Origin of the sequence: Rhodopseudomonas sp. P2A-2r (assembly GCF_026015985.1) — a bacterium.
Classification (GTDB): domain Bacteria; phylum Pseudomonadota; class Alphaproteobacteria; order Rhizobiales; family Xanthobacteraceae; genus Tardiphaga.
The window spans coordinates 5,417,446-5,438,405 of record NZ_CP110389.1 but is presented as its reverse complement, the minus strand read 5'-3'; the positions used below and the strand labels follow the sequence as shown (position 1 = coordinate 5,438,405).

Sequence of the window (20,960 nt, the reverse complement as noted above, 5' to 3'; positions counted from 1 at the left end):
GCCGAAAACGGCAGCCCGGCGGATGAACGAGGAGGCGCGGCGAAGGTTCCAGGGGAGAAGGCGTGTGGATGGTCTCGTGGCGCTCACGCCGCCGATGGGCGCCGCATCTTTATTTTCAGCCTATTCGGGTGCTTTCACGGAGCCCAGTGGCACGTCCAGCGTGTAGACGAAACCTGTGGGCTCATAGGCCAGCGTCACCTCGCCCTTGAGCTGCTTGCCGAGGGTTTCCATCAGCCGGGTGCCGAAGCTGCGGCGGGTCGGAGGATGCACCTTTGGGCCGTCGGTTTCGGTCCAGGTCAGCCGCAGCCGCTCTGTCACCTCGTCGACAGACCACGCGATACTGACCCGGCCGGCCGGCACCGACAGCGCGCCGAATTTGGTGGTGTTGGTGCACAATTCGTTGAGGGTCATGGCCAGCGCCAGCACCGCGCCGGAGGTGATCTCGATCGACGGTCCGTGCTGCGAAAACCGGTTGCTGCCCTTGCTGTCATAAGGCTCGGTGGCGCCGCGTACGATGGTCGCCAGGCTGGCGCTCGACCAGCGCGCCTGCAGCAGCAGATCGTGGGCGCGGCCCAGCGCCAGCAGCCGGCCTTCGATCGCCTGCTGGCCATGCTCGATGGAGGTGGCGTTGCGCAGGCTCTGCGAAGCGATGGCGCTGACAGTGGCCAAAGTGTTCTTGATGCGGTGGTGCAATTCCTCCAGAATCAGCTTCTGCAGCTTCTCGGCCGCCTCGCGTTCGCGGGCGTCGATGCCGACCTGGGCCAGCAGCGCCTGGGCGTCGATGTTGGCCTGCTCCAGCAGCAGCCGCAGGCCGGTATTCTCGGCCTTGAGAAAATCCTGGGGCAGACTCGGGCCAGACATCGGTTCGCATTTTCCGGAGGTATTTTGCTACGTCGTTCGCCCGACATTACGGCGGTTCGGAGGTCCGGGGTAAGAAATCTTTCCGCTACCTCAACGGGCCAATCCGGCTGCCGGAGGTGCCGCCGGCGGCTTGCCCGGTTTCGGCGCGGCTGGTACCACCCGCCGCATGAGTGAAAAACCCAAAAAGCCCCAGAAATTGCGTGCCCGGCTGCCGCGCGGCCTCGGCGACCGCGGCCCCACCGATATTGCCGCCACAAGGCGCATGATCGAGACCATCCGCGAGGTCTATGAGCGCTACGGCTTCGAGCCGGTCGAGACGCCGACCATGGAATTCACCGACGCGCTCGGCAAGTTCCTGCCCGACCAGGACCGGCCCAACGAGGGCGTGTTCTCGTTCCAGGACGACGACGAGCAGTGGATCTCGCTGCGCTACGACCTGACCGCGCCTTTGGCGCGCTATGTGGCCGAGAATTTCGACCATCTGCCAAAACCCTATCGCAGCTACCGGCAGGGGTATGTCTACCGCAACGAAAAGCCCGGCCCGGGCCGCTTCCGCCAGTTCATGCAGTTCGACGCCGACACGGTGGGCTCGGCCTCGCCGGCGGCGGATGCCGAGATGTGCATGATGGCGGCGGACGCGATGGAAGCGCTGGGGATTCCGCGCGGGTCGTATGTGGTGAAGGTGAATAACCGCAAGGTGCTTGATGGCGTGATGGAGAGCATCGGGCTGGGCGGAGACGACAAGGCCGGTCAGCGGCTCACCGTGCTGCGGGCGATCGACAAGATGGACAAGTTTCCCGTCGATGAAATTAAGAAGCTCCTCAGCGCCGGTCGCTGGGACGGCGGCGAAGAAGGCAAGGGCGATTTCACCAAGGGAGCGGGACTCGACGCCGGTCAGATTGACGCTTTGCTATTTTATTTAGGGGCGCAGTACAGCACAGGTTTTTCAGGTGGAAGTTTAACCTCGTCTGAAAAGATAAAGATCGCTTGGAACGCAAGGTTTGACGCTTGGAAAAAAGCGGTCGGCACATCGGCGAGCGGCCTAGCCGGCGTTGAAGAGCTTCGTGAAATCGCGGACCTCGTTGTTGCTGGCGGCTTCCTCGAGGATCGTATTCGTTTTGAATCCTCCGTCGTCCGCGGCCTCGAATATTACACCGGCCCGGTTTATGAGGTCGAACTCACCCTCGAGACCAAGGACGAAAAGGGCCGCCCGGTACGCTTCGGCTCGGTCGGCGGCGGCGGGCGTTATGATGGCCTCGTGTCGCGCTTCCGCGGCGAGCCTGTGCCGGCTACCGGCTTCTCCATCGGCGTGTCGCGGCTGCAGGCGGCGTTGACGCTGCTCGGCAAGATCGACACCACGCCGGCCTTCGGTCCCGTCGTCGTCACGGTGTTCGACCGCGACCGCATTGCCGACTATCAGAAGATGGTCGCGCAATTGCGCAACGCCGGCATTCGCGCCGAACTCTATCTCGGCAATCCCAAGAGCATGGGCAACCAGCTCAAATATGCCGACCGCCGCAACTCGCCCTGCGTGATCATCCAGGGCTCCGACGAGAAGGCCGCAGGCGAGGTGATGCTGAAGGATCTGATCCTCGGCGCCGAACTGTCGAAGCTCGGGGAAGGCGACCGCGAAGCGTACCTCGCGAAGCAGGGCGAAGCGCAGGTCAAGGTGCCGGAGGCGGCGCTGGTTGAAGAGGTGCGCAGGATTCTGGACAAGCACGCCGTGAAGTGGGGATGATCGAACCTCGGCTGTCATCCCCGCGTAGGCGGGGATCCAGTATTCCGAAATGCCAGTGTTCAAACATGAGCTTTGCGGAATACTGGGTCATCCGCTTTCGCGGATGACGACATCCATGCAGGATGCGAAACCGCGTGTCGGACGCGCGGACATGTTTCAACGCAAGAGCAACGGGAGACGACAATGCCTGAGATCACCATCAACCTGGCCGCCGGCCGCACCGACGAGCAGAAGAAGGGCATGATGCTCGACATCACTGCCGCGCTGGTGAAGAACCTCGGCGTCCCCGCGGAGGCCGTGGTGATCCAGATCAACGAGGCGCCGCACAACAACAAGATGAAGGGCGGCCAGACCTTCGTGGAACGCTACGCCGCGGCTGCGGCGGCGAAGAAGTAGGGCGGCTTTCTTCCCTCTCCCGCCTGCGCAGCTACGCTGCTTGGAGGAGAGGGAAAGGCGATCTACCCGAACACCGCGACGTTCTGCCGGCTGGCCATGATCGGCCGGCCGCGTGCGTTCCACAGCGTCATTGCCTGGCTGGAGTAGCCCTGGCCGATCTGTTCGGCGACGTTACGGATCAGCCACCAGCCGTCGTCGGTGGCGATGTCGTCGGTCAGCATGTCGATCGACCAGGTCATGGTGCTGATCGGCGCCGGCGCACTGGACATCACCGAGGCCGCCGGCGGTGGCGCGTCGGCCAGCGCCAGCAATGCCACCAGCGACGGCGCCACGGCATCGCGGTGGCGCAGCCACAGCGTCATCTGCGGATCGGTCGCGCGGCTGAACGGCAACGCGCCGGCCACGTGACGACCCTCGATATGTTCCAGGAAGCGCAGCATCGGCGGCGCGCCGCGAAAAAGTCCGGGCATTGCTCCGGCGCCTGCGGCTGCAGTGAGCCGAGTTCGGTATGGGCGAAGGCCGACGGCCGCGCTGCGCCGAAGCACAGCATCGCGCGGGTGGCGAGGCCGGCCTCGCCGATCAGGTCGACGCCGGCGAACACCGTGGATTTTCCTTGCGCAGCAGGGTCGGGCGCAGTTGCAGCGCGCCGGTCGCCGGGCCGATGAAGGCGAACTGCGCCGAGCGCAACGGCGGCAGGTCGGCGAACGCGCGCTGCGCGGTCTCGGTACACAATGCGGCGGCAAGGCCGCCATAGACGGTGCGGCCCTGCAGCCAGTCGTCGCCCACGGTGATGCCCCAGTCGTCGCCGGCGCGCTCCAGGCTGGCCATCAGGTCGCTAAATCCGGTCATGGGCAATCCTCGTTGCTGGCGGCTTGCTGCGCCTTTGCATGATCATCGTCATATACAGGAAATCGGGCGGCGTCGGCAAACCTTCCGACCGTCTTGTCTGCGGGCGGTCGCCGGCCTAAAGACAGGCCATGGACGCACGCGACATTATCAAGACCGGACTCAGCGCCGAACGCAACCTCACCGTCGCCGCGGAGAACACCGTCCGGCACTTCGTGCCGACGATGCCTGCGGTCTATGCGACGCCGATGATGATCCTGGAAATGGAATTGACGTCCGGCGATGCGCTGGACGGGCATTTGCCGGAAGGCTGGGTCACCGTCGGCACCGAGGTCAATATCCGCCATCTCGCGGCGACTCCGATCGGGCGCGTGGTGCGCACCACGTCGCGCGTCGTCAGCGTGGAAAAGCGGGTGATCCGTTTCGCGGTCGAGGCGTTTGATGGCGAGCGCAAGATCGGCGACGGCACCCATGCCCGCGGGCTGGTCAATGTCGCGGAATTTTCCGCGCGGTTCGGCGCGCGCTGATCCCGGCCTACTTCGTCGGCATCAGGCCCTTCAGCTTTTCCATGTCCTTGATGTTCATGCTGAAGCCGCCGGGCATCACGATGTCGCCGGGCTGCTGCGTGGCGGCGCAGGCGCCGAGCCACTTGGCCTCCAGCGTCATGGAAGTGTCCTGCGGCATGCCGGCCGGCGGCTTGTCGTTATGCGAGGTGACCTTGACGGCATAGGCGGAGTTGAAGTCGCCGGTGACCTCGGAATGCGAGGTCATGGTGGTGCCGTTGAAGCTGCACACCGCATCCGTGCTGTAGCCGGTCGCGGTCTTCTGGGTCTCGTTCTTCGCGCACTTTTCCTTCGACATCGGCGAGAATGTCGCGGTCATCTGCTTGTCGGTGGCCTCGTCGGTGCAGTGCTGCATGGTGATTTCGGGCGTCGGCGAGCCGGCCCGCACCATCTTCAATTCCCACAGCCCGGCCTTGCGAGTCGGCAGTTCCACTGCGGAAGCGAGCGCTGGCAGTGTCGCGAGCAGCAGCCCGGCGGTGCAGAAGGTGAGGGCAGGTCGTCGCATCATGGTTCGCTCCGTGACGAGGATGAGCCTTGAAGATGAGCCTTGAAGATGAGCCTTGCAGATTAGCCTCGAAGATGAGCCGTGCCGTCGCGCTCAGTAGCGAACGCGCAGCGGTCGGTCCGATGCCCCATAAGGCACCCAGCGGCAGGCGAACGAGATGTAGCCGCCGTAATAGGCCTGGGCGCCGAGGAACTTCGCCACCTTGCCGTAGCGCGCGCAGTGATCGACCGCCATTGCGCGGACGTCGCTCTGGCTGACCAGCGAATAGGCGATGATGCCGCCGGTGTCGTTGCCCTTGAACGGCGGCACGGTGTCGGCGCGCGCGGCGCTTCCCAGCACACCGAGAACAGCAGCAGCCAGGATAGCCGGCCGAATCATTCGCATCGTCGTCTCCATTGTCGTTGCCGCTACCTTAGAGCGCATCGGGGGCCGTGAAAAGAACGCCGGCAGATCCGGCCGGGTTTGTGCGCAGGGTGTTGCCGCGGTGCACTTGACCTCGCCCGGGCTTCGCGGCACCGTTCGGAACCATCATCAGCCGGCGGATTCCCCATGCGCGACCTCATCTCATCCTGGAAGAAAGCTGCTGTGGCGACGATCGCCGGCGTCGCATTCGGGGTGCTGGCTCTGGCGCCCGGCGCGCAGGCCGCCAACCCGCTGGAACTGAATTTCGGCCTGTTCGGCCCGAGCTATGACGGCCGCGTTGCCGACTGCCAGGCCGGCCTGTCGAGCATCAGTTCGCAGTTCGCCGAAAAGGAAAGCACGTTCTGGAACTCGGCGCTGCAGATCACCGGCTACGCCAATGTCCGCGAGACCGCGTTCCGGCCCTGGCAGTCCGACAACATTCCGCGCCGCTATTGCACCGCCAGCGCCATGCTGAACGACGGCAAGCTGCGCACCGTGCATTACTCCATCATCGAGGACGGCGGCTTCGCCGGTTTCGGCCAGGGCGTCGAATTCTGCGTGGTCGGCCTCGATCGCGACTGGTCCTACAATCCGGCCTGCAAGGCCGCACGGCCCTGAACCTGACGCGGGCTATTGCGTCCCGCGGATCGGATTTTGTTCTTGAGATGTTCTTGATGGCTGGCTAGGCTTGCCCCGGTCAGGGCTGGGGCGCGTGATGTTTGATCGATTTCCTTTGCTGATTGCGCTGTGCGTGGCCGCCTTCGCGGCGCTGGCCGGCCCGGTCACGGCGCAGGACCGCCGCCAGAACGCGCCCGGCGAATTCGATTTCTACGTGCTGTCGCTGTCGTGGTCGCCGTCGTTCTGCGAAGCGGCGCAGGAGCGCGGCAATGCCGGCCGCGCCCAGATGCAATGCGGCGGGCGGCCCTATTCCTTCGTGGTGCACGGGCTGTGGCCGCAATATGAGCGCGGTTTTCCCGATTATTGCCAGCGGCCGTCGCCGCGGCTCGACCGCAACATCATGACCTCGATGCTCGATCTGATGCCGGCGCCCGGCCTGGTCTTCAACGAATGGGACAAGCACGGCACCTGTTCGGGACTGGGGCCGCGCGGATATTTCGAAACCATCCGCAAGGCGCGCGCCGCGGTGAAGATTCCGGCTGAATTCCTCGCACTCGCTGATCCCAGGACCATCGCGCCCCTGGCCATCGAGGAGGCCTTCATCAAGGTCAATCCGGGCCTCAGCAATGCCGCGATCGCCGTCACCTGCGACCGCTCCCGGCTCAGCGAGGTCCGGATCTGCATGAGCAAGGACCTCCAGTTCCGCGCCTGCGAGGAGACCGACCGCCGCGCCTGCCGCCGCGACAACGTGGTGATGCCGCCCATGCGCGGCGGGTAAGGGCGGCAAGCACAGGCTGTCGCCCCCGCGCATGCGGGGGCCCAGTACACGCAGGCTTTGCGGCTCCATCAATTCGCCGGTGTTTACTGGATCGCCCGGTCCTGGCGCGCAATGGCGCGCCGGCCGGGCGATGACAGGAGTGTGCTCCGGCGTCCGCCACACGACCAATTCTTTGCTGAATCCTCCGGCTTAGCGTAGGGGTTGGCGCATGAATTATCGCCACGCCTTTCACGCCGGCGGCTTTGCCGATGTCATCAAGCACATCGTCCTGGTCCGCATTCTCAGCTACCTCAGCGAAAAGCCGTCGGCCTTTCGGGTCATCGACAGTCATGCCGGGGCCGGGCTCTATGACCTCAGCGGTGAGGAATCCCAGCGCACCGGCGAATGGCTGACCGGCATCGCCCGGGTGATGCAGGCGCGGCTGTCGGAAACCGCGCTCCCGCTGGTCGCGCCCTATCTGGACATCGTCCGCTCGTTCAACCCGCCGCGCGAACTAAAGACCTATCCCGGCTCGCCGCTGATCGCCCGCAGGATGCTGCGGCCGCAGGACAGCCTGGTGGCCTGCGAGGTCGAGCCCAAGGCGCGCAAGCAGCTGATCGGGGCGCTGCGCCGCGACAAGCAGGCCCGCATCGTCGATCTTGACGGCTGGGTCGGGCTGCCGGCCTTCGTGCCTCCGAAGGAGCGCCGCGGCGTGGTGCTGATCGATCCGCCGTTCGAGGCCAAGAACGAATTTGAGCGCATGGCCGCAGGCTTCGACGAGGCCTTCGCCAAATGGGCGACCGGCATCTATGTGCTGTGGTACCCGGTCAAGAGCCGGCGGGCCACCGACACGCTGGCGGATCACGTCGGTCACACCGTTGCCGCCGCCGGTCCCGGCAAGGTGCTGCGGCTGGAATTCAGCGTGGCGCCGCAGGCGCCCGATGCCGGGCTGACGTCGGCCGGCCTGCTGGTCGTCAACCCGCCCTGGAAGCTGATGGCCGATCTCAAGGCGATCCTGCCCGAGCTGGAAAAGCCGCTGGGGCAGGGCGGCGCCGGCCGCTTCCGGCTCGAGACCGTCAAGACCTGAACTACACTCAGTCCGGTACTGTAGCCTACCTTCGCGGCGCAACCGCGCACCGATCCGCATCAGGGCGGTAGTCAATCCGTCACAAACCGTATTATGCTACGGCCATTGGACTGGCTTTACGTTCCGTCTCCGCGAATGGGGGCGGCGGAGTGACAAGGCCTCGGGTTTGCGCGAAGCGGAAATTGTCGCCGGCTTCGCGAGATGGCCGAGCTTTCCGGCAGTGATGTCCGGTCGCGCCGATACGTGGGCGTAGCGGCGGAGCAATGCGGGGAGAGGAGTTTCCCGATGGCCATGAGCGGGACGGTCAAGTTCTTCAATGGCGAGCGCGGCTACGGCTTCATCAAGCCCGACGACGGCGGTCGCGACGTGTTCGTGCACATCACCGCGGTCGAGCGCGCCGGCCTGAAGGACCTCGCCGAAGGACAACGCATCACCTTCGAAGTCGAGCCGGACAAAAAGGGCAAGGGCCCCAAGGCGGTCAATCTGGTGATCACAGCTTAAACGCAACCGTCTGCCGCAAACTCACGCCGTCATCCCCGCCGAAATGCAATTGCGTTTCGGCGGGGATGACGGCGATGGAGTTGCCGGAGAGCAAAAATCCCGGCCGCCGCGGCAGCCGGGAGTTCGAATGCATATTTTTTATACTTGGAGCCGTGATGACTAGAAGTGATAGTTGACGCCGAGGCGGACGGTGCCGAAGTCGAGGCCGTTGCTCGCATTGGTGAGCGTGTAGTCGTTGCTCGACAGGTTGACGTAGAGATATTCGATCTTGGCGGTCCAGTTCTGGTAGATGCCGACTTCGGCACCGACGCCGACGGCGTAACCGGCCGAGGTCTTGGACTGCTGCAGACCGGTGATGAGCGATTCGCCCTGCAGGCTGCCGAAGGCGAGACCGCCGGTGCCGTAGATCAGGACGTTGTTGAAGGCGTAACCGATGCGGCCGCGCACGGTGCCGAACCACGGGTTGGAGAACTTGTAGCTGGCGAACTTGTCGTCGGCGCCGGTGGCCTGCATGTCGCCTTCGAGGCCGAACACGATGTTCCCGCTCTGCCAGTTGTAGCCGCCGGTCACGCCGCCGGCGATGCCGGAGGGCTTCGCGCCGGTGTTGGAGACGTTGCCCCACTCATAGCCCAGGGTGCCGCCGAGATAGGGGCCGGCCCAGCTGTAGCCGTTGAGCGGCTGGTTCACCGTATAGGGCGCGCGCGAGCGGTACGGAAGGTCCGCCGCCGACGCTGCCGCGACGCTGGCAACGGTGATGCCTGCTGCCATGACGGCCGCTGCCGCAAACGTGAACTTGGTCATCTTACTCTCCACAACGCTGACTCGGCAGTTCCGGCGGTCGGTTCGGGGCATGCCCGACCAAATCCTTAGGGTTACGAAACTGCATCTTTTCTCGAGACAAGTTATCGAGAGTTTTAACTTAAGCAGTTCTTAAGGGCCCGTTTCGGCGCCTTATTGGCGTTAATGAAGTCTTACTTGCGGCAGCCGGATGGAATGAGCGAGGCGCTGGCGATGATCCGCTGCAGTGCCTAAATTGGTCCCATGATTCAGGATCCCACCCCTTTCCCGGAGCCGGCCGAACCCGCGGCGGAGCCGGGTTCCACCGATGCACCGATCCAGCCGTCCACGGCTGCGCAGGATCTCGATCCGGCCACCGTCACCGCCGAGGACGATGAGGATTCGCGGCTGCCCGACGTGGTGGACGATTCCAGCGAGCCGGTGCTCGAGGGGCCGCTGGCGGTCGGTCGCGCGGCCATCGAACATGCCGTGAAACATGCGCCCACCTCGCCGGGCGTCTACCGCATGCTCAACGCGGCCTCCGATGTGCTCTATGTCGGCAAGGCCAAGAACGTGAAGAAGCGGCTGTCGTCCTATGCGCGGCCCACCGGCCATGTGATGCGCATCGCGCGGATGATCGCGGCCACCGTGGTGGTGGAGATCATCTCGACCGCCACCGAGACCGAGGCGCTGCTGCTCGAAGCCAACCTGATCAAGCAGCTGCGGCCGCGCTTCAACGTGCTGCTGCGCGACGACAAGTCGTTTCCCTATATCCTGATCTCCGGGGATCACTGGGCGCCGCAGATTCTCAAGCATCGCGGCGCACAGTCGCGGCCCGGGCGCTACTTCGGTCCGTTTGCCTCGGTGGGCGCTGTCAACCGCACCATCACCGCCTTGCAGCGCGCGTTTCTGGTGCGCTCCTGCACGGATTCGTTCTTCGAGAGCCGGACCCGGCCATGCCTGCTGTACCAGATCCGGCGCTGCGCCGGCCCGTGCACCGGCGAGATCGACTTTCCCGGCTATACCGAGCTGGTCAAGGAGGCCAAGGATTTCCTGTCCGGTCGTTCCCGCGCGGTGAAGCAGCTGCTCGCCGGCGAGATGGAGAAGGCGTCGGATGAACTCGCCTTCGAGCGCGCGGCCTTGTATCGCGACCGCCTGGCGGCGCTGTCGGCGATCCAGTCGCAGCAGGGCATCAATCCGCGCACCGTGGAGGAGGCCGACGTGTTCGCCATCCACCAGGAGGGCGGCTATTCCTGCGTCGAAGTGTTCTTCTTCCGGACCGGCCAGAACTGGGGCAACCGGGCGTATTTTCCGCGCGCCGAAAAATCATTCACCCCCGAGGAGGTGCTGTCCTCGTTCCTGGCGCAGTTCTACGACGACAAGCCGCCCCCAAGCTGATCCTGCTGTCGCATGGCATCGAGGACAGCGACGTGCTGGCCAGCGCGCTGACCATCAAGGCCGGCTTCAAGGTCGAGGTGATCTGCCCGCAGCGCGGCGAGAAAAAGGAACTGGTGACCCATGCGCTGACCAATGCCCGTGAGGCGCTTGGCCGCAAGCTGGCAGACACCGCCACCCAGGCGCGGCTGCTGCAGGGCATGGTCACCGCGCTCGGCCTCCCGCACGTGCCGAAGCGCATCGAAGTCTACGACAACAGCCATATCCAGGGCACCAATGCGGTCGGCGCGATGATCGTGGCCGGGCCCGACGGCTTCATGAAGAACCAGTATCGCAAGTTCAACATCAAGTCGGAGGGTCTGACGCCGGGCGACGATTACGCGATGATGAAGGAGGTGCTGCAGCGCCGCTTCAAGCGGCTGCTGGCGCCGCCGCAGGACGGCGTGGCCAAGGCCAAGGACGAGGATTTCCCGCAGTGGCCGGACCTGGTGATCATCGACGGCGGCCGTGGCCAGCTCAACGCGGTCAAGGAGATCTTCGACCAGCTGGCGCTGACCGACGTGACGCTGATGTCGGTCGCGAAGGGGCCGGAACGCGACGCCGGCCAGGAAACCCTGTTCATGCCGGACCGCCCGGCGATCAAGCTGCAGCCGCGCGACCCGGTGCTGTATTTCATTCAGCGGCTGCGCGACGAAGCCCATCGTTTCGTGATCGGTTCCCACCGCAAGCTGCGCAAGAAGGATATTCGCGAGGCCGGCCTGCAGGAAATCCCCGGCATCGGGCCGACCCGCAAGCGGGCGCTGCTGCACCATTTCGGCACGCTGAAGGAGATCGAACGCGCCTCGGTGGGCGATCTCGGCAAGGTTCCCGGCATCTCGGCGGAAAGCGCGCGCAAGATTTTCGATTTTTTCCACGCTCAGGGCAGCTGAGAGGTTGCCGACCACCGTCCGAAGATGGACGTAAAGTAATGCGCCGGCGACACGAAAGTCCCGCGCGAATGTCGTCGGTCCGGCCTATAAGATTTCCCGGGGGCGGTTGACCTCCGCGCCTTGGCAGTATTGGTAAGACGAATGACCGCTGCAACCACACGAGGGACTGTGAACTCCGCGCTGTCCCTGCCGAATCTGCTGACCTATGCCCGCATCGCCGCAATCCCGGTGGTGGTCGGATGCCTGTACGCCCAGTCGGTCCAGGACGGCCCGCTCTGGCTGCGCTGGGTGGCGCTGGCGGTGTTCATCGCCGCCGGGATTACCGATTTTCTCGATGGCTATATCGCGCGGATGTGGGACCAGCATTCGGCCTTCGGCCGCATGCTCGACCCGATCGCCGACAAGCTGCTGGTGGCGTCCTGCCTGCTGATGCTGGCGGCGGATACCAGCATTCACGGCTGGACGCTGTGGGCCGCCGTCGTGATCCTGTGCCGCGAGATCCTGGTGTCGGGCCTGCGCGAATATCTCGCCGCCTTGCGCGTCAGCGTGCCGGTGACCAAGTTGGCCAAGTGGAAGACCACGATGCAGCTGGTCGCCATCGGGTTCCTGCTGGCTGGTGAAGCAGGCGACATGGTGTTGCCGTTCACGACCCTGACGGGGATCGTGCTGCTCTGGCTGTCGGCGCTGCTGACCATCTACACCGGCTACGACTATTTCCGCTCCGGCATTCATCACCTCATCGCGGAGGATGCATGAAGGTTCTGTATTTTGCCTGGGTGCGCGAGCGTATCGGCAAGGCCGAAGAAATCGTCGAGCCGCCGGCCGCCGTGCAGACGGTGGGCGACCTGATCGGCTGGCTGACCACGCGCGGCGAGCAATATGCGTACGCTTTCGAGACGCCGAAGGTGATCCGCGCCGCCATCGACCACACCCACGTCAAGCCGGAGACCATGATCGCCGGCGCGCGCGAGATCGCCTTCTTCCCGCCGATGACCGGCGGCTAGCGTCGTCATGACGACCGCCGCCACCATCCGCATCCAGCAGGCCGATTTCGACATCGCGCAGGAGATCGCCGCGCTGACCGACGGCCGCACCGATATCGGCGCAGTCGTGACCTTCAGCGGCATCTGCCGCGGCAACGACAGCGGGCAGGGCGACGCCACCACGGCGCTGATGCTGGAGCACTATCCCGGCATGGCGGAAGCCGAGATCGCCCGTCACGCTGACGAGGCCATGACGCGCTGGCCGCTCACCGGCCTCACCGTCATTCACCGCGTCGGGCGGATCGTCCCCGGCGAAAACATCATGGTGGTGCTGACCGCGTCGGCGCATCGCCAGGCGGCATTTCAGGCGGCGGAGTTTCTGATGGACTATCTCAAGGCACACGCGCCGTTCTGGAAGCGCGAGGAGACCGCCGAGGGCTCCGGCTGGATCGAGGCCAAGAGCCACGACGATGCGGCCGCCGCGCGCTGGACCAAATCCTGATGGCTAAAAAGACAAAGGTCGCGGCGAAGAAGGTAGTGAAGCGCAAACCCGCCCCGGCGAAGCCGGCCAAGGTCGCCGCCGCGCCAAAAGTCGGCATCGGCGAACTGGTCACGCTGTTCGATTTCGTCCGCTATGGGGTCAGCCGCTTCGTTGCGGCGAAGCTGGTGTTCGCCCACGGCACCACCGATCCGGTGGCCGAGGCCGCCTTCATCGTCTGCGAAGTCCTGCATCTGCATCCAGACCAGTTCGAGACCTTTGCCACCGCCCGCGTCACCGCGGTGGAAGCGCGGCAAATTCTCGACGTGATCGACAAACGCGTCAGCACGCGAAAACCTGCCGCCTACCTGGTCAACAGGATCTATATGCACGGCATGCCGTTCTATGTGGACGAGCGCACCATCGTGCCGCGGTCCTTCATCGGTGAATTGCTGGACTCGCATTTTTCCGGAGAGGACGGCTCGCTGATCGACGATCCCCTCGCGGTGGAGTCCGTGCTCGATCTGTGCACCGGCTCCGGATGCTTGGCGATCCTAGCCGCCCGGGCGTTTCCGAATGCACGCATCGACGCCGTTGACCTGTCGAAGGACGCGCTCGCGGTCGCGGCACGCAATGTCGCGGATTACGGGCTGGAGGAGCGCATCACGCTGTACCAGGGCGACCTGTACAAGCCGCTGCGCGACACCCGCTACGACCTGATCATCAGCAATCCGCCCTATGTGGATGCGCAGGGCATGGCCGACCTGCCGCGCGAATGCCTGTTCGAGCCGCGCATGGCGTTCGATGGCGGCGACGACGGCATCGACCTTGTCAGGCGCATCGTCGAAGAGGCCGGCGATCACCTTAATCCCGGCGGCGGCCTGCTGTGCGAGGTCGGCCGCTGCCAGCCCACGCTGGAATATGCCTATCCGGACGCCGGATTCCTGTGGCTCGACACCGAGGACTCCGAGGGCGAAGTGTTCTGGCTGCCGGCGGCCAGCTAACGAACGAACCAAGGCGCCGATGTTTTGGTCCTTCTCCCGGCCACGCCGCTGCGCGGCGCCGGGGGAGAGGGATCCGTCATTGCGGTCGTGCAGCTGTAACGGGTTTCGCCAGCGCTCCGCCCGTCCTACAAGCTCCTCATGTTGAGCACGGATAAATCCCAAGCTTTTACGCGCGCGGCCTGGCTCGGCGAGTTCCGCGCGATGCTGGCGCTCGGCTGGCCGTTGGTGCTGACGAATCTGGCGCAGATCGCGCTGACCACCACCGACGTGCTGGTGCTGGGCCGGCTGGGCGCCTCGGCCTTGGCGGCCGCGGCGCTCGGCGTGAACCTGTATCTGGCGATCCTGATCTTCGCCATCGGCCTCATCACCGCGACGTCGCCGATGATGGCGGACGCCGTGGGCCGCAAGCTGCATGTGGTGCGCGATATCCGGCGCACGTTCCGGCAGGGTCTGTGGTCGGCCGTCATCATTTCGGTGCCGGCGTGGATCGTGCTGTGGCACACGGAACAGGTTCTGCTGCTGTTCGGCCAGGAGCCGCAGGCGGCGGCCGACGCGCAGACCTTCGTGCGCCTGCTGCAATGGGGCTTTCTGCCGACACTTGGGTTCATTGCGCTGCGCTCTTTCGTGGCAGCGCTGCAGCGGCCGACGTGGGCACTGGTGGTGACCGCCGTCACCATTGCCTTCAACATTGTCGCGAACTGGGTTCTGGTGTTCGGTCATCTCGGCTTGCCGGCGCTGGGGCTTCGCGGCTCCGGCCTCGCCACCACGCTGTCGAACCTGTTTCTGTTCGTCGCCTTCGCGGTGGTGGTCAGCTTCAACAGCAGATTCCGCCGCTACCATCTGTTCGGGCGCTGGTGGCGCGCCGACTGGCCGCGCTTCCTGAAACTGTGGCGGCTCGGCCTGCCGATCGGCGCGACCATGGCGTTCGAGATCACGGTGTTCAATGCCGCGGTGTTCCTGATGGGCCAGTTCGGCACTGCAGCGATCGCTGCGCATACCATCGCGATCCAGATCGCTTCGGTCACCTTCATGGTGCCCATGGGCCTGAGCCAGGCGGCCACGGTGCGGGTCGGCCGCGCCCACGGCGCCGGCGACCGCGATGGCGTCACGCGCGCCGGCTGGACCGCCTTCGCGCTTGCCATTGTCTTCATGGCCTCCATGAGCGCGCTGATGATCCTGGCGCCGCGGACGCTGATCGGCGCCTTCATCGACACGGGCGACGCCGCAAACGCTGCCGTCGTCAATTTCGCGGTGTCGTTCCTGTTTTGCGCCGCCGTGTTCCAGATCGCCGACGGCGCGCAGTCGGTCGGCGCCGGCATGCTGCGCGGCCTGCAGGATACCAGGATGCCGATGCTGTTCGCGCTGCTCGGCTATTGGGGATTCGGCATGTCGCTCAGCCTGCTGTTCGCCTTCCAGCTCGGCTTCGGCGGCGTCGGCATCTGGATCGGGCTGGCCGCCGGGCTCGTCGTGGTCGCGATCATGATGATCAGGCGATGGACGCAGCGGGCGCGGCTCGGGCTGGTGGGAGTGTAGTTGCCGCCGCGAACGCTGTTGTCTTTCCCTCTCCCGCGCGCAGCGAAGCTGCGCGAAGGTGGAGAGGGTGGCTTCGCGAAGCGAAGACGGGAGAGGGGGCGCACTCACTCGGAAACAAGAGCTCCCTCTACCGGCTCGAATGCGCTTCGCGCCTTCGATCCACCCTCTCCCACCAACGCCGCTGCGCGGCGCCGGGGAGAGGGGAAGAAGAGGCGCTTTCGCTCAGATCACCTTGCGGATCCAGTTATGCGGGTCGGGCGCGCGGCCGTACTGGATATCGACCAGCTGCTTGCGCAGGCCCATCGCGACCTCGCCGGCGACGCCGCCGTTGATGGTGAAGTCGCCGCTCGCGGAGCGCACCGTGCCGATCGGCGAGATCACCGCGGCGGTGCCGCAGGCGAACGCCTCTTTCAACTTGCCGCTGGCGGCATCGGCGCGCCACTGCTGGATCGTGTAGGCCTCCTCGCGCACCGTCCGGCCCGCGTCGCGCGCCAGCGCGATGATCGAATCGCGGGTGATGCCGGGCAGGATGGTGCCGAGCGGCGGCGTCGAGAGCGAGCCGTCGTCGAACACGAAGAACACGTTCATGCCGCCGAGCTCCTCGATGTAGCGGCGCTCCAGCGCATCGAGGAAAACCACCTGGTCGCAGCCGTGATCGATGGCTTCGGCCTGCGCGCGCAGGCTCGCGGCGTAATTACCGCCGCACTTGACGGCGCCGGTGCCGCCGACCGAGGCGCGCGTGTAGTTCTCCGACACCCAGATCGACACCGGCGCCGGGCCGCCCTTGAAATAGGAGCCGACCGGGGAGGCGATGACGGCGAAGATGTACTCCGCCGAGGGCTTCACACCGAGGAAGATCTCGCTGGCGATCATGAACGGCCGCAGATAGAGGCTGCCTTCGCCACCTGGAATCCAGGCGCTGTCGATGCGCACGAGTTGCTCGACGGCTTCGACGAAGGTCGGTTCGGGCAGCGGCGCCATCGCCATGCGCTCGGCCGAGTTCCTGAAACGCCGGGCATTGGCGTCGGGGCGGAACAGGTTCACGCCGCCGTCGTCGCGCCGGTAGGCCTTCAGGCCTTCGAAAATCTCCTGCGCGTAGTGCAGAACGGCGGTGGCCGGGTCGAGCGGGAAACTGGCGCGGGACCCGATGCGCGCGCCATGCCAGCCTTCCACCTCGTTGTAGCGGACGATCGCCATGTGTTCGGTGAAGACCCGGCCGAAGCCGGGGTTCACCAGCTTTGCCGCGCGATGCTCTTCGGTCACCGGATTTGCTTCGGGCTGAACGTCGAACTTCAGCAAGGCCGCGCCATCGATTTTGTCGAACGAAATTCCCATGGACCTAACTCCTGGCTTGCGGCGCAGCGGCTGGGCGGCAGCGTCGGTGTTTCTACGCTCACTTCGCGCTCTGCAACACAGTATTGTTGCCGGTCACCCGCTTTTGCGGATGACGCGAAATTCAGTATGGTGAGACGGTTGTCACGCGACAATCGCCGGTGGTGGATGCGCAGCCAGGCTGCGTATCCGTTGTATCGGGCGTTTCTGACCGCCGCGCGGCGAAGGTTCTAATATTTCGTCGCGATGGGTCGTTTTGTAAGATTGAACCCAAGATATGTCAATATGCCTGACATAAATTTCAAGAACGCCGCTTCACGATCGCCTGACGCGGTCGCTGGCGGGCCGTCCCCGGATGGGGCGCCGAAACCGCGCTGGGACGTCATCGAGCTGTTGTTCTTCGCCTATCGCGACTTCGTCGGCGATCCCGATCACGTGCTGGATGCCTTCGGCTTCGGCCGGGCGCATCACCGCGTGGTCCATTTCGTCTACCGCTATCCCGGGCTGAAAGTGGCCGACCTGCTCGACGTGCTGCGCATCACCAAGCAGTCGCTGGGCCGGGTTCTGAAGCAATTGCTCGACGAAGGGTATATCGTCCAGAAGGCCGGCGCCGCCGACCGGCGGCAGCGTCTTCTTTTCGCCACCGCCAAGGGCGAAGCGCTGGTGGCGCAACTGGCAGGCCTGCAGACCGATCGCATCACGCGGGCGCTGCGGGACTTCAAGCCGGCGGAGGTCGAGGCGGTGAACCGCTTTCTGATCGGAATGATTGATCGCGGCGATCCCGACAAGGTGCTGCAGGGCATCCTCGGGGCCGGGCCCGAACGAACCGCGGGATAGCAAGGGAATGATGCTGAACCTCGCTGCCAAACGAACGCCGCAGCCGTCGGACGACGCGCCGCACCTGCTGCTGGTCGACGATGACCGGCGTATCCGCGACTTGCTGTCGCGCTTCCTGGCCGGCGAGGGCTATCGCGTCACGACCGCCGCGAGCGCCAAGGATGCCCGCGCCAAGCTGCTCGGGCTGAACTTCGACATGCTGATCCTCGACGTGATGATGCCCGGCGAGACCGGCTTCGAACTGGCGCGCTTCATCCGCACCTCGTCGGCCGTGCCGATCATCATGCTCACCGCACGCCACGAGGCTGAGGCGCGCATTGAGGGCCTGCAAATCGGCGCCGACGACTATGTCGCAAAGCCGTTCGAGCCGCGCGAACTGGTGCTGCGCATCGGCAATATCCTCAAGCGCAGCGCCCCGGCGCCGGTCGAGCGGCTGGAGTCGATCGCCTTCGGGCCGTACATCTATCACCTGGAGCGCGGCGAGCTGCGCCACGGCGAGGAGATCGTTCATCTCACCGACCGCGAGCGCGAGATGCTGCGCGTGCTGGCCGCCGCGCCCGGCGAGACCGTGCCGCGGGGCGCGCTGACCGGCGGCGACGGCACCGTCAACGAGCGCGCGGTGGACGTGCAGATCAACCGGCTGCGCCGCAAGATCGAGCTCGATCCCGCCAATCCGCTGTTCCTGCAGGCGGTGCGCGGCATCGGCTATCGCCTGGTCGCGGCGCCGTGAACTTTCTCCAAGGCGATCCATTTGCCCGAAGCGACCTTGCTTCACCTCGCCCCGCCGCGCGAAGCGAAGCTTCGCTAGGCGGGGAGAGGTCGTCTCGAAGGCGCGAAGCGCGTTCGAGGCGGGTGAGGGGGAGTCGGCGTTTCACTCGCTGGCTCCCCTCACCCAGAGCCTTCGCTGCGCTCAGGCTCCGACCTCTCCCCGCAAGCGGGGCGAGGTGACGTCTGCGTTTGGGGCCCGCCCATGAGTACCCTCGACACCAGCCTCACGCTGATCCGCACCGCAGGGCGGCGCGTCTCCGCGGCCAATGGCTGGATGGGCCGCCGCTTCAACAGCTTCATGCCCAAGGGGCTGTATGCCCGCGCGCTGCTGATCATGATCGTGCCGATGGTGATCCTGCAGTCAGTGGTCGCCTTCGTGTTCATGGAGCGGCACTGGAACACGGTGACGCGGCGGTTGTCGCAGGCAGTGGTGCAGGACATCGCGGCGCTGATCGATGTCTATTCAGTCTATCCGCAGGACAAGGATCGCACCCAGCTGCGCACTATCGCCCAGCAACGGCTCGGCCTGGTGGTGGACTTCCTGCCGACCGGCGATTTGCCGGCGCCGGGCCCGAAGCCGTTCTTCTCGCTGCTCGACCAGGCGCTGTCGGTGCAGATCGGCCGGCAGATCGCGCGGCCGTTCTGGATCGACACCGTCGGCCGCTCCAATGTGGTGGAGATCCGCATCCAGCTCGACGGCGCGGTGATGCGGATCTTCGCGCAGCGCAGCGCCGCCTATGCGTCGAATTCGGAGATCTTCCTGTTCTGGATGATCGGTACTTCATCGATTCTGCTGATCGTCGCGATCCTGTTCCTGCGCAATCAGATCCGCCCGATCCTGCGGCTGGCGGATGCCGCTGAGAGCTTCGGCAAGGGCCGCGAGGCGCCGAACTTCCGGCCGCGCGGCGCCCGCGAGGTGCGGCGCGCTGCCAATGCCTTCATCGAGATGAAGGCGCGCATCGAGCGCTCAATCGAGCAGCGCACTGCGATGCTCGCCGGCGTCAGCCACGACCTGCGCACCATCCTCACCCGCTTCAAGCTGGAGCTGGCGCTGCTCGGCGACAGCCCGGAAATCGACGACATGCGCAAGGATGTCGACGAGATGGCCGGCATGCTGGAGGCCTATCTGGCCTTCGCGCGTGGTGACTCGGGCGAGCAGGCGCAGCCCACCGACATGGCGGCGGCGCTGGAGGAGTTGCGCAGCGACGCCGAGCGCAACGGCCATGCGGCCACCGTGCAATTCCATGGCCTGCCGGTGGTCACGGTGAAGCCGGCCTCGTTCAAGCGCTGCCTCGGCAACCTCGTCTCGAACGCAGCACGTCACGCCAACGCCATCGCCATCACCGGGCATCGCGACCATCGCTATCTGACGGTGACTATCGACGACGACGGCCCCGGCATTCCCGCCGACATGCGCGAAGAGGTGTTCAAGCCGTTTTTGCGGCTCGATGACGCCCGCAACCAGGACGAAGGCGGCACCGGTCTCGGCCTTGCCATCGCCCGCGACATCGCGCGCTCCCATGGCGGCGACATCACGCTCGGTGACAGCCCGATGGGCGGCTTGCGCGCAACGGTGCGGGTGCCGGTGTAGTTGGCGATTTCGTTTTCTTCACACACGCCAACGTCATCCTTCGAGGCCGTCGCTCTTGCGACGGCCTCGAAGGATGCGCTGCCAGCGCTTGCGTCCGCATCCTTCGAGGCTCGCCGAAGTCGGCGAGCACCTCAGGATGACGGCGTGTGAGTTTGCGATTGCTACTTCGCCAATTCCCGCGACCGCTTGGTCGCAGCCGCCACCGCGCGCTCCAGCAGCGGTTGGAAGCCATCCGCGCCCATCAACACCTCAAGCGCAGCCGCCGTGGTGCCGCCGGGCGAGGTGACGTTCTTCCGCAAGGTCGCGGAGTCCAGTTCCGAGCGGTGCAGCAACTCGCCGGAGCCGGACACGGTGGCGCGCGCCAGCTTTGTCGCGAGTTCGGGCGGCAGGCCGGCGGCGACGCCGGCGCGGGCCAGTTCTTCGGCCAGCAGGAACACATAGGCCGGCCCCGAGCCGGACACGGCGGTGACCGCATCCATCAGCGCCTCGTCATCCACCCATTCCACTGCGCCGGTGGCGCGCAGCAGTGCGTCGGTGGTGGCGCGCTGCGCTTTGCTGACATCGCTCGCGGCGACCGCCACGGTTATGCCGCGGCCGATCGCCGCCGGCGTATTGGGCATCGCCCGCACCACCTTGCCGTCGCACACATCGGAAATGGTCTTGATCGGCGTACCGGCCATGATCGAGATCACCAGCGTGTCCGGGCCGGCGAATGATCTGAGCATCGCGCCGGTCTCGCGAAACATCTGCGGTTTCACGGCGACGACGAGCGTGGAGACGGCGCCGACCTCGGCGGCGAGGGGGTTGATACGCACGCCGCGCGCGGAGAGCGCCTTGATGTCATCGGACGGGAACGGATCGATCACCGCGACGTCGCCGCCGTCGAGGCCCTGCGCCAGCCAGCCGGTGAGCAGCGCGCCGCCCATCTTGCCGGCGCCGGCCAGCACGATAGGGCCGGTGATATGAGTGAGCGCTTGCGTAGTCGATGAGGTCATAGCGAAATCCCGAGGAGCGAAATACGCCGGGACCATATCACCGCAAATGCCGCAGGGTAGCCCG

The 20,960-nt window shown here is 65.6% G+C and carries 23 protein-coding genes and 1 pseudogene; 16 read left to right on the top strand and 8 right to left on the bottom strand.

Annotated features, from left to right (window positions below):
* Positions 1-120: 120 nt before the first annotated feature.
* Complete coding sequence (locus ONR75_RS26245; protein WP_265079830.1) at positions 121-861, bottom strand: sensor histidine kinase; 741 nt, start codon at positions 859-861, stop codon at positions 121-123.
* A 166-nt stretch (positions 862-1,027) separates the two neighbouring features.
* Here ONR75_RS26245 and hisS point away from each other — a divergent pair, with 166 nt between their 5' ends.
* Together hisS and ONR75_RS26235 are read left to right on the top strand one after the other, a co-directional pair.
* Entirely contained in the window at positions 1,028-2,599 is a 1,572-nt protein-coding gene (gene hisS, locus ONR75_RS26240; protein WP_265079829.1) for a histidine--tRNA ligase, read from the top strand.
* Positions 2,600-2,782: 183 nt separating this feature from the next.
* Complete coding sequence (locus tag ONR75_RS26235) at positions 2,783-2,995, top strand: 2-hydroxymuconate tautomerase (protein WP_265079828.1); 213 nt, start codon at positions 2,783-2,785, stop codon at positions 2,993-2,995.
* A gap of 62 nt (positions 2,996-3,057) precedes the next feature.
* Here ONR75_RS26235 and ONR75_RS26230 read toward each other — a convergent pair whose 3' ends face one another.
* Complete coding sequence (locus ONR75_RS26230) at positions 3,058-3,465, bottom strand: thioesterase family protein (RefSeq protein WP_265079827.1); 408 nt, start codon at positions 3,463-3,465, stop codon at positions 3,058-3,060.
* Positions 3,466-3,574: 109 nt separating this feature from the next.
* Positions 3,575-3,844 (bottom strand): thioesterase family protein, encoded by a 270-nt coding sequence (locus ONR75_RS26225; RefSeq protein WP_265079826.1) that lies wholly within the window; start codon positions 3,842-3,844, stop codon positions 3,575-3,577.
* Between the two features lie 128 nt (positions 3,845-3,972).
* On the opposite strand from ONR75_RS26225, the gene ONR75_RS26220 reads away from it, so the two are divergent.
* Positions 3,973-4,368: a thioesterase family protein gene (locus tag ONR75_RS26220; RefSeq protein ID WP_265079825.1), complete on the top strand. Its 396-nt coding sequence runs from the start codon at positions 3,973-3,975 to the stop codon at positions 4,366-4,368.
* 7 nt (positions 4,369-4,375) lie between these two features.
* On the opposite strand, the gene ONR75_RS26215 is transcribed toward ONR75_RS26220, so the two are convergent.
* On the bottom strand, positions 4,376-4,912 hold the full coding sequence (locus tag ONR75_RS26215) for a DUF3617 domain-containing protein (RefSeq protein WP_413776392.1): 537 nt from the start codon (positions 4,910-4,912) through the stop codon (positions 4,376-4,378).
* Between the two features lie 90 nt (positions 4,913-5,002).
* Positions 5,003-5,293, bottom strand: coding sequence for a hypothetical protein (locus tag ONR75_RS26210; RefSeq protein WP_265079824.1), 291 nt, complete (start codon positions 5,291-5,293; stop codon positions 5,003-5,005).
* Between the two features lie 165 nt (positions 5,294-5,458).
* Between ONR75_RS26210 and ONR75_RS26205 the strand changes: the two genes are divergently transcribed.
* The 4 genes from ONR75_RS26205 to ONR75_RS26190 all read left to right on the top strand — a co-directional run bounded on the left by ONR75_RS26205 (position 5,459) and on the right by ONR75_RS26190 (position 8,274).
* The gene (locus ONR75_RS26205; protein WP_265079823.1) at positions 5,459-5,929 is read left to right on the top strand and encodes a hypothetical protein; all 471 of its coding nucleotides are present in this window, start codon (positions 5,459-5,461) and stop codon (positions 5,927-5,929) included.
* Positions 5,930-6,026: 97 nt separating this feature from the next.
* Positions 6,027-6,707 carry a ribonuclease T2 gene (locus ONR75_RS26200; RefSeq protein WP_265079822.1) on the top strand — a complete coding sequence of 227 codons (681 nt, stop codon included), beginning with the start codon at positions 6,027-6,029 and terminating at the stop codon, positions 6,705-6,707.
* Positions 6,708-6,915: 208 nt separating this feature from the next.
* Positions 6,916-7,773: a 23S rRNA (adenine(2030)-N(6))-methyltransferase RlmJ gene (locus ONR75_RS26195; protein WP_265079821.1), complete on the top strand. Its 858-nt coding sequence runs from the start codon at positions 6,916-6,918 to the stop codon at positions 7,771-7,773.
* Between the two features lie 285 nt (positions 7,774-8,058).
* Positions 8,059-8,274 carry a cold-shock protein gene (locus tag ONR75_RS26190; RefSeq protein WP_265079820.1) on the top strand — a complete coding sequence of 72 codons (216 nt, stop codon included), beginning with the start codon at positions 8,059-8,061 and terminating at the stop codon, positions 8,272-8,274.
* A 159-nt stretch (positions 8,275-8,433) separates the two neighbouring features.
* Here the strand turns inward: ONR75_RS26190 and ONR75_RS26185 are convergent, their stop codons facing one another.
* Positions 8,434-9,075: an outer membrane protein gene (locus ONR75_RS26185; RefSeq protein ID WP_265079819.1), complete on the bottom strand. Its 642-nt coding sequence runs from the start codon at positions 9,073-9,075 to the stop codon at positions 8,434-8,436.
* Between the two features lie 240 nt (positions 9,076-9,315).
* Here ONR75_RS26185 and uvrC point away from each other — a divergent pair.
* From uvrC to ONR75_RS26155, 6 genes and pseudogenes are all read left to right on the top strand, one after another.
* Positions 9,316-11,375: pseudogene (gene uvrC, locus ONR75_RS26180) on the top strand (excinuclease ABC subunit UvrC).
* A 141-nt stretch (positions 11,376-11,516) separates the two neighbouring features.
* Positions 11,517-12,131 (top strand): CDP-diacylglycerol--glycerol-3-phosphate 3-phosphatidyltransferase, encoded by a 615-nt coding sequence (pgsA, locus tag ONR75_RS26175; RefSeq protein WP_265079818.1) that lies wholly within the window; start codon positions 11,517-11,519, stop codon positions 12,129-12,131.
* Positions 12,128-12,379, top strand: coding sequence for a molybdopterin converting factor subunit 1 (moaD, locus tag ONR75_RS26170; RefSeq protein WP_265079817.1), 252 nt, complete (start codon positions 12,128-12,130; stop codon positions 12,377-12,379). Before pgsA ends, moaD begins: the two co-directional genes overlap by 4 nt.
* A gap of 7 nt (positions 12,380-12,386) precedes the next feature.
* On the top strand, positions 12,387-12,860 hold the full coding sequence (locus tag ONR75_RS26165) for a molybdenum cofactor biosynthesis protein MoaE (RefSeq protein WP_265079816.1): 474 nt from the start codon (positions 12,387-12,389) through the stop codon (positions 12,858-12,860).
* Positions 12,860-13,840 carry a 50S ribosomal protein L3 N(5)-glutamine methyltransferase gene (gene prmB, locus ONR75_RS26160; protein ID WP_265079815.1) on the top strand — a complete coding sequence of 327 codons (981 nt, stop codon included), beginning with the start codon at positions 12,860-12,862 and terminating at the stop codon, positions 13,838-13,840. Before ONR75_RS26165 ends, prmB begins: the two co-directional genes overlap by 1 nt.
* A 138-nt stretch (positions 13,841-13,978) precedes the next feature.
* Positions 13,979-15,373, top strand: a complete 1,395-nt coding sequence (locus ONR75_RS26155; protein WP_265079814.1) for an MATE family efflux transporter — start codon at positions 13,979-13,981, stop codon at positions 15,371-15,373.
* 222 nt (positions 15,374-15,595) lie between these two features.
* Here the strand turns inward: ONR75_RS26155 and ONR75_RS26150 are convergent, their stop codons facing one another.
* Positions 15,596-16,708 (bottom strand): branched-chain amino acid aminotransferase, encoded by a 1,113-nt coding sequence (locus ONR75_RS26150; protein ID WP_265079813.1) that lies wholly within the window; start codon positions 16,706-16,708, stop codon positions 15,596-15,598.
* A 282-nt stretch (positions 16,709-16,990) separates the two neighbouring features.
* Between ONR75_RS26150 and ONR75_RS26145 the strand changes: the two genes are divergently transcribed.
* The 3 genes from ONR75_RS26145 to ONR75_RS26135 all read left to right on the top strand — a co-directional run bounded on the left by ONR75_RS26145 (position 16,991) and on the right by ONR75_RS26135 (position 19,901).
* On the top strand, positions 16,991-17,542 hold the full coding sequence (locus ONR75_RS26145; protein ID WP_265079812.1) for a MarR family winged helix-turn-helix transcriptional regulator: 552 nt from the start codon (positions 16,991-16,993) through the stop codon (positions 17,540-17,542).
* A gap of 7 nt (positions 17,543-17,549) precedes the next feature.
* Positions 17,550-18,272, top strand: coding sequence for a response regulator (locus ONR75_RS26140; RefSeq protein ID WP_413776391.1), 723 nt, complete (start codon positions 17,550-17,552; stop codon positions 18,270-18,272).
* Positions 18,273-18,512: 240 nt separating this feature from the next.
* Positions 18,513-19,901 carry an ATP-binding protein gene (locus tag ONR75_RS26135; protein WP_265079811.1) on the top strand — a complete coding sequence of 463 codons (1,389 nt, stop codon included), beginning with the start codon at positions 18,513-18,515 and terminating at the stop codon, positions 19,899-19,901.
* 161 nt (positions 19,902-20,062) lie between these two features.
* On the opposite strand, the gene proC is transcribed toward ONR75_RS26135, so the two are convergent.
* Positions 20,063-20,896 carry a pyrroline-5-carboxylate reductase gene (proC, locus tag ONR75_RS26130; RefSeq protein WP_265079810.1) on the bottom strand — a complete coding sequence of 278 codons (834 nt, stop codon included), beginning with the start codon at positions 20,894-20,896 and terminating at the stop codon, positions 20,063-20,065.
* Positions 20,897-20,960: the final 64 nt, after the last annotated feature.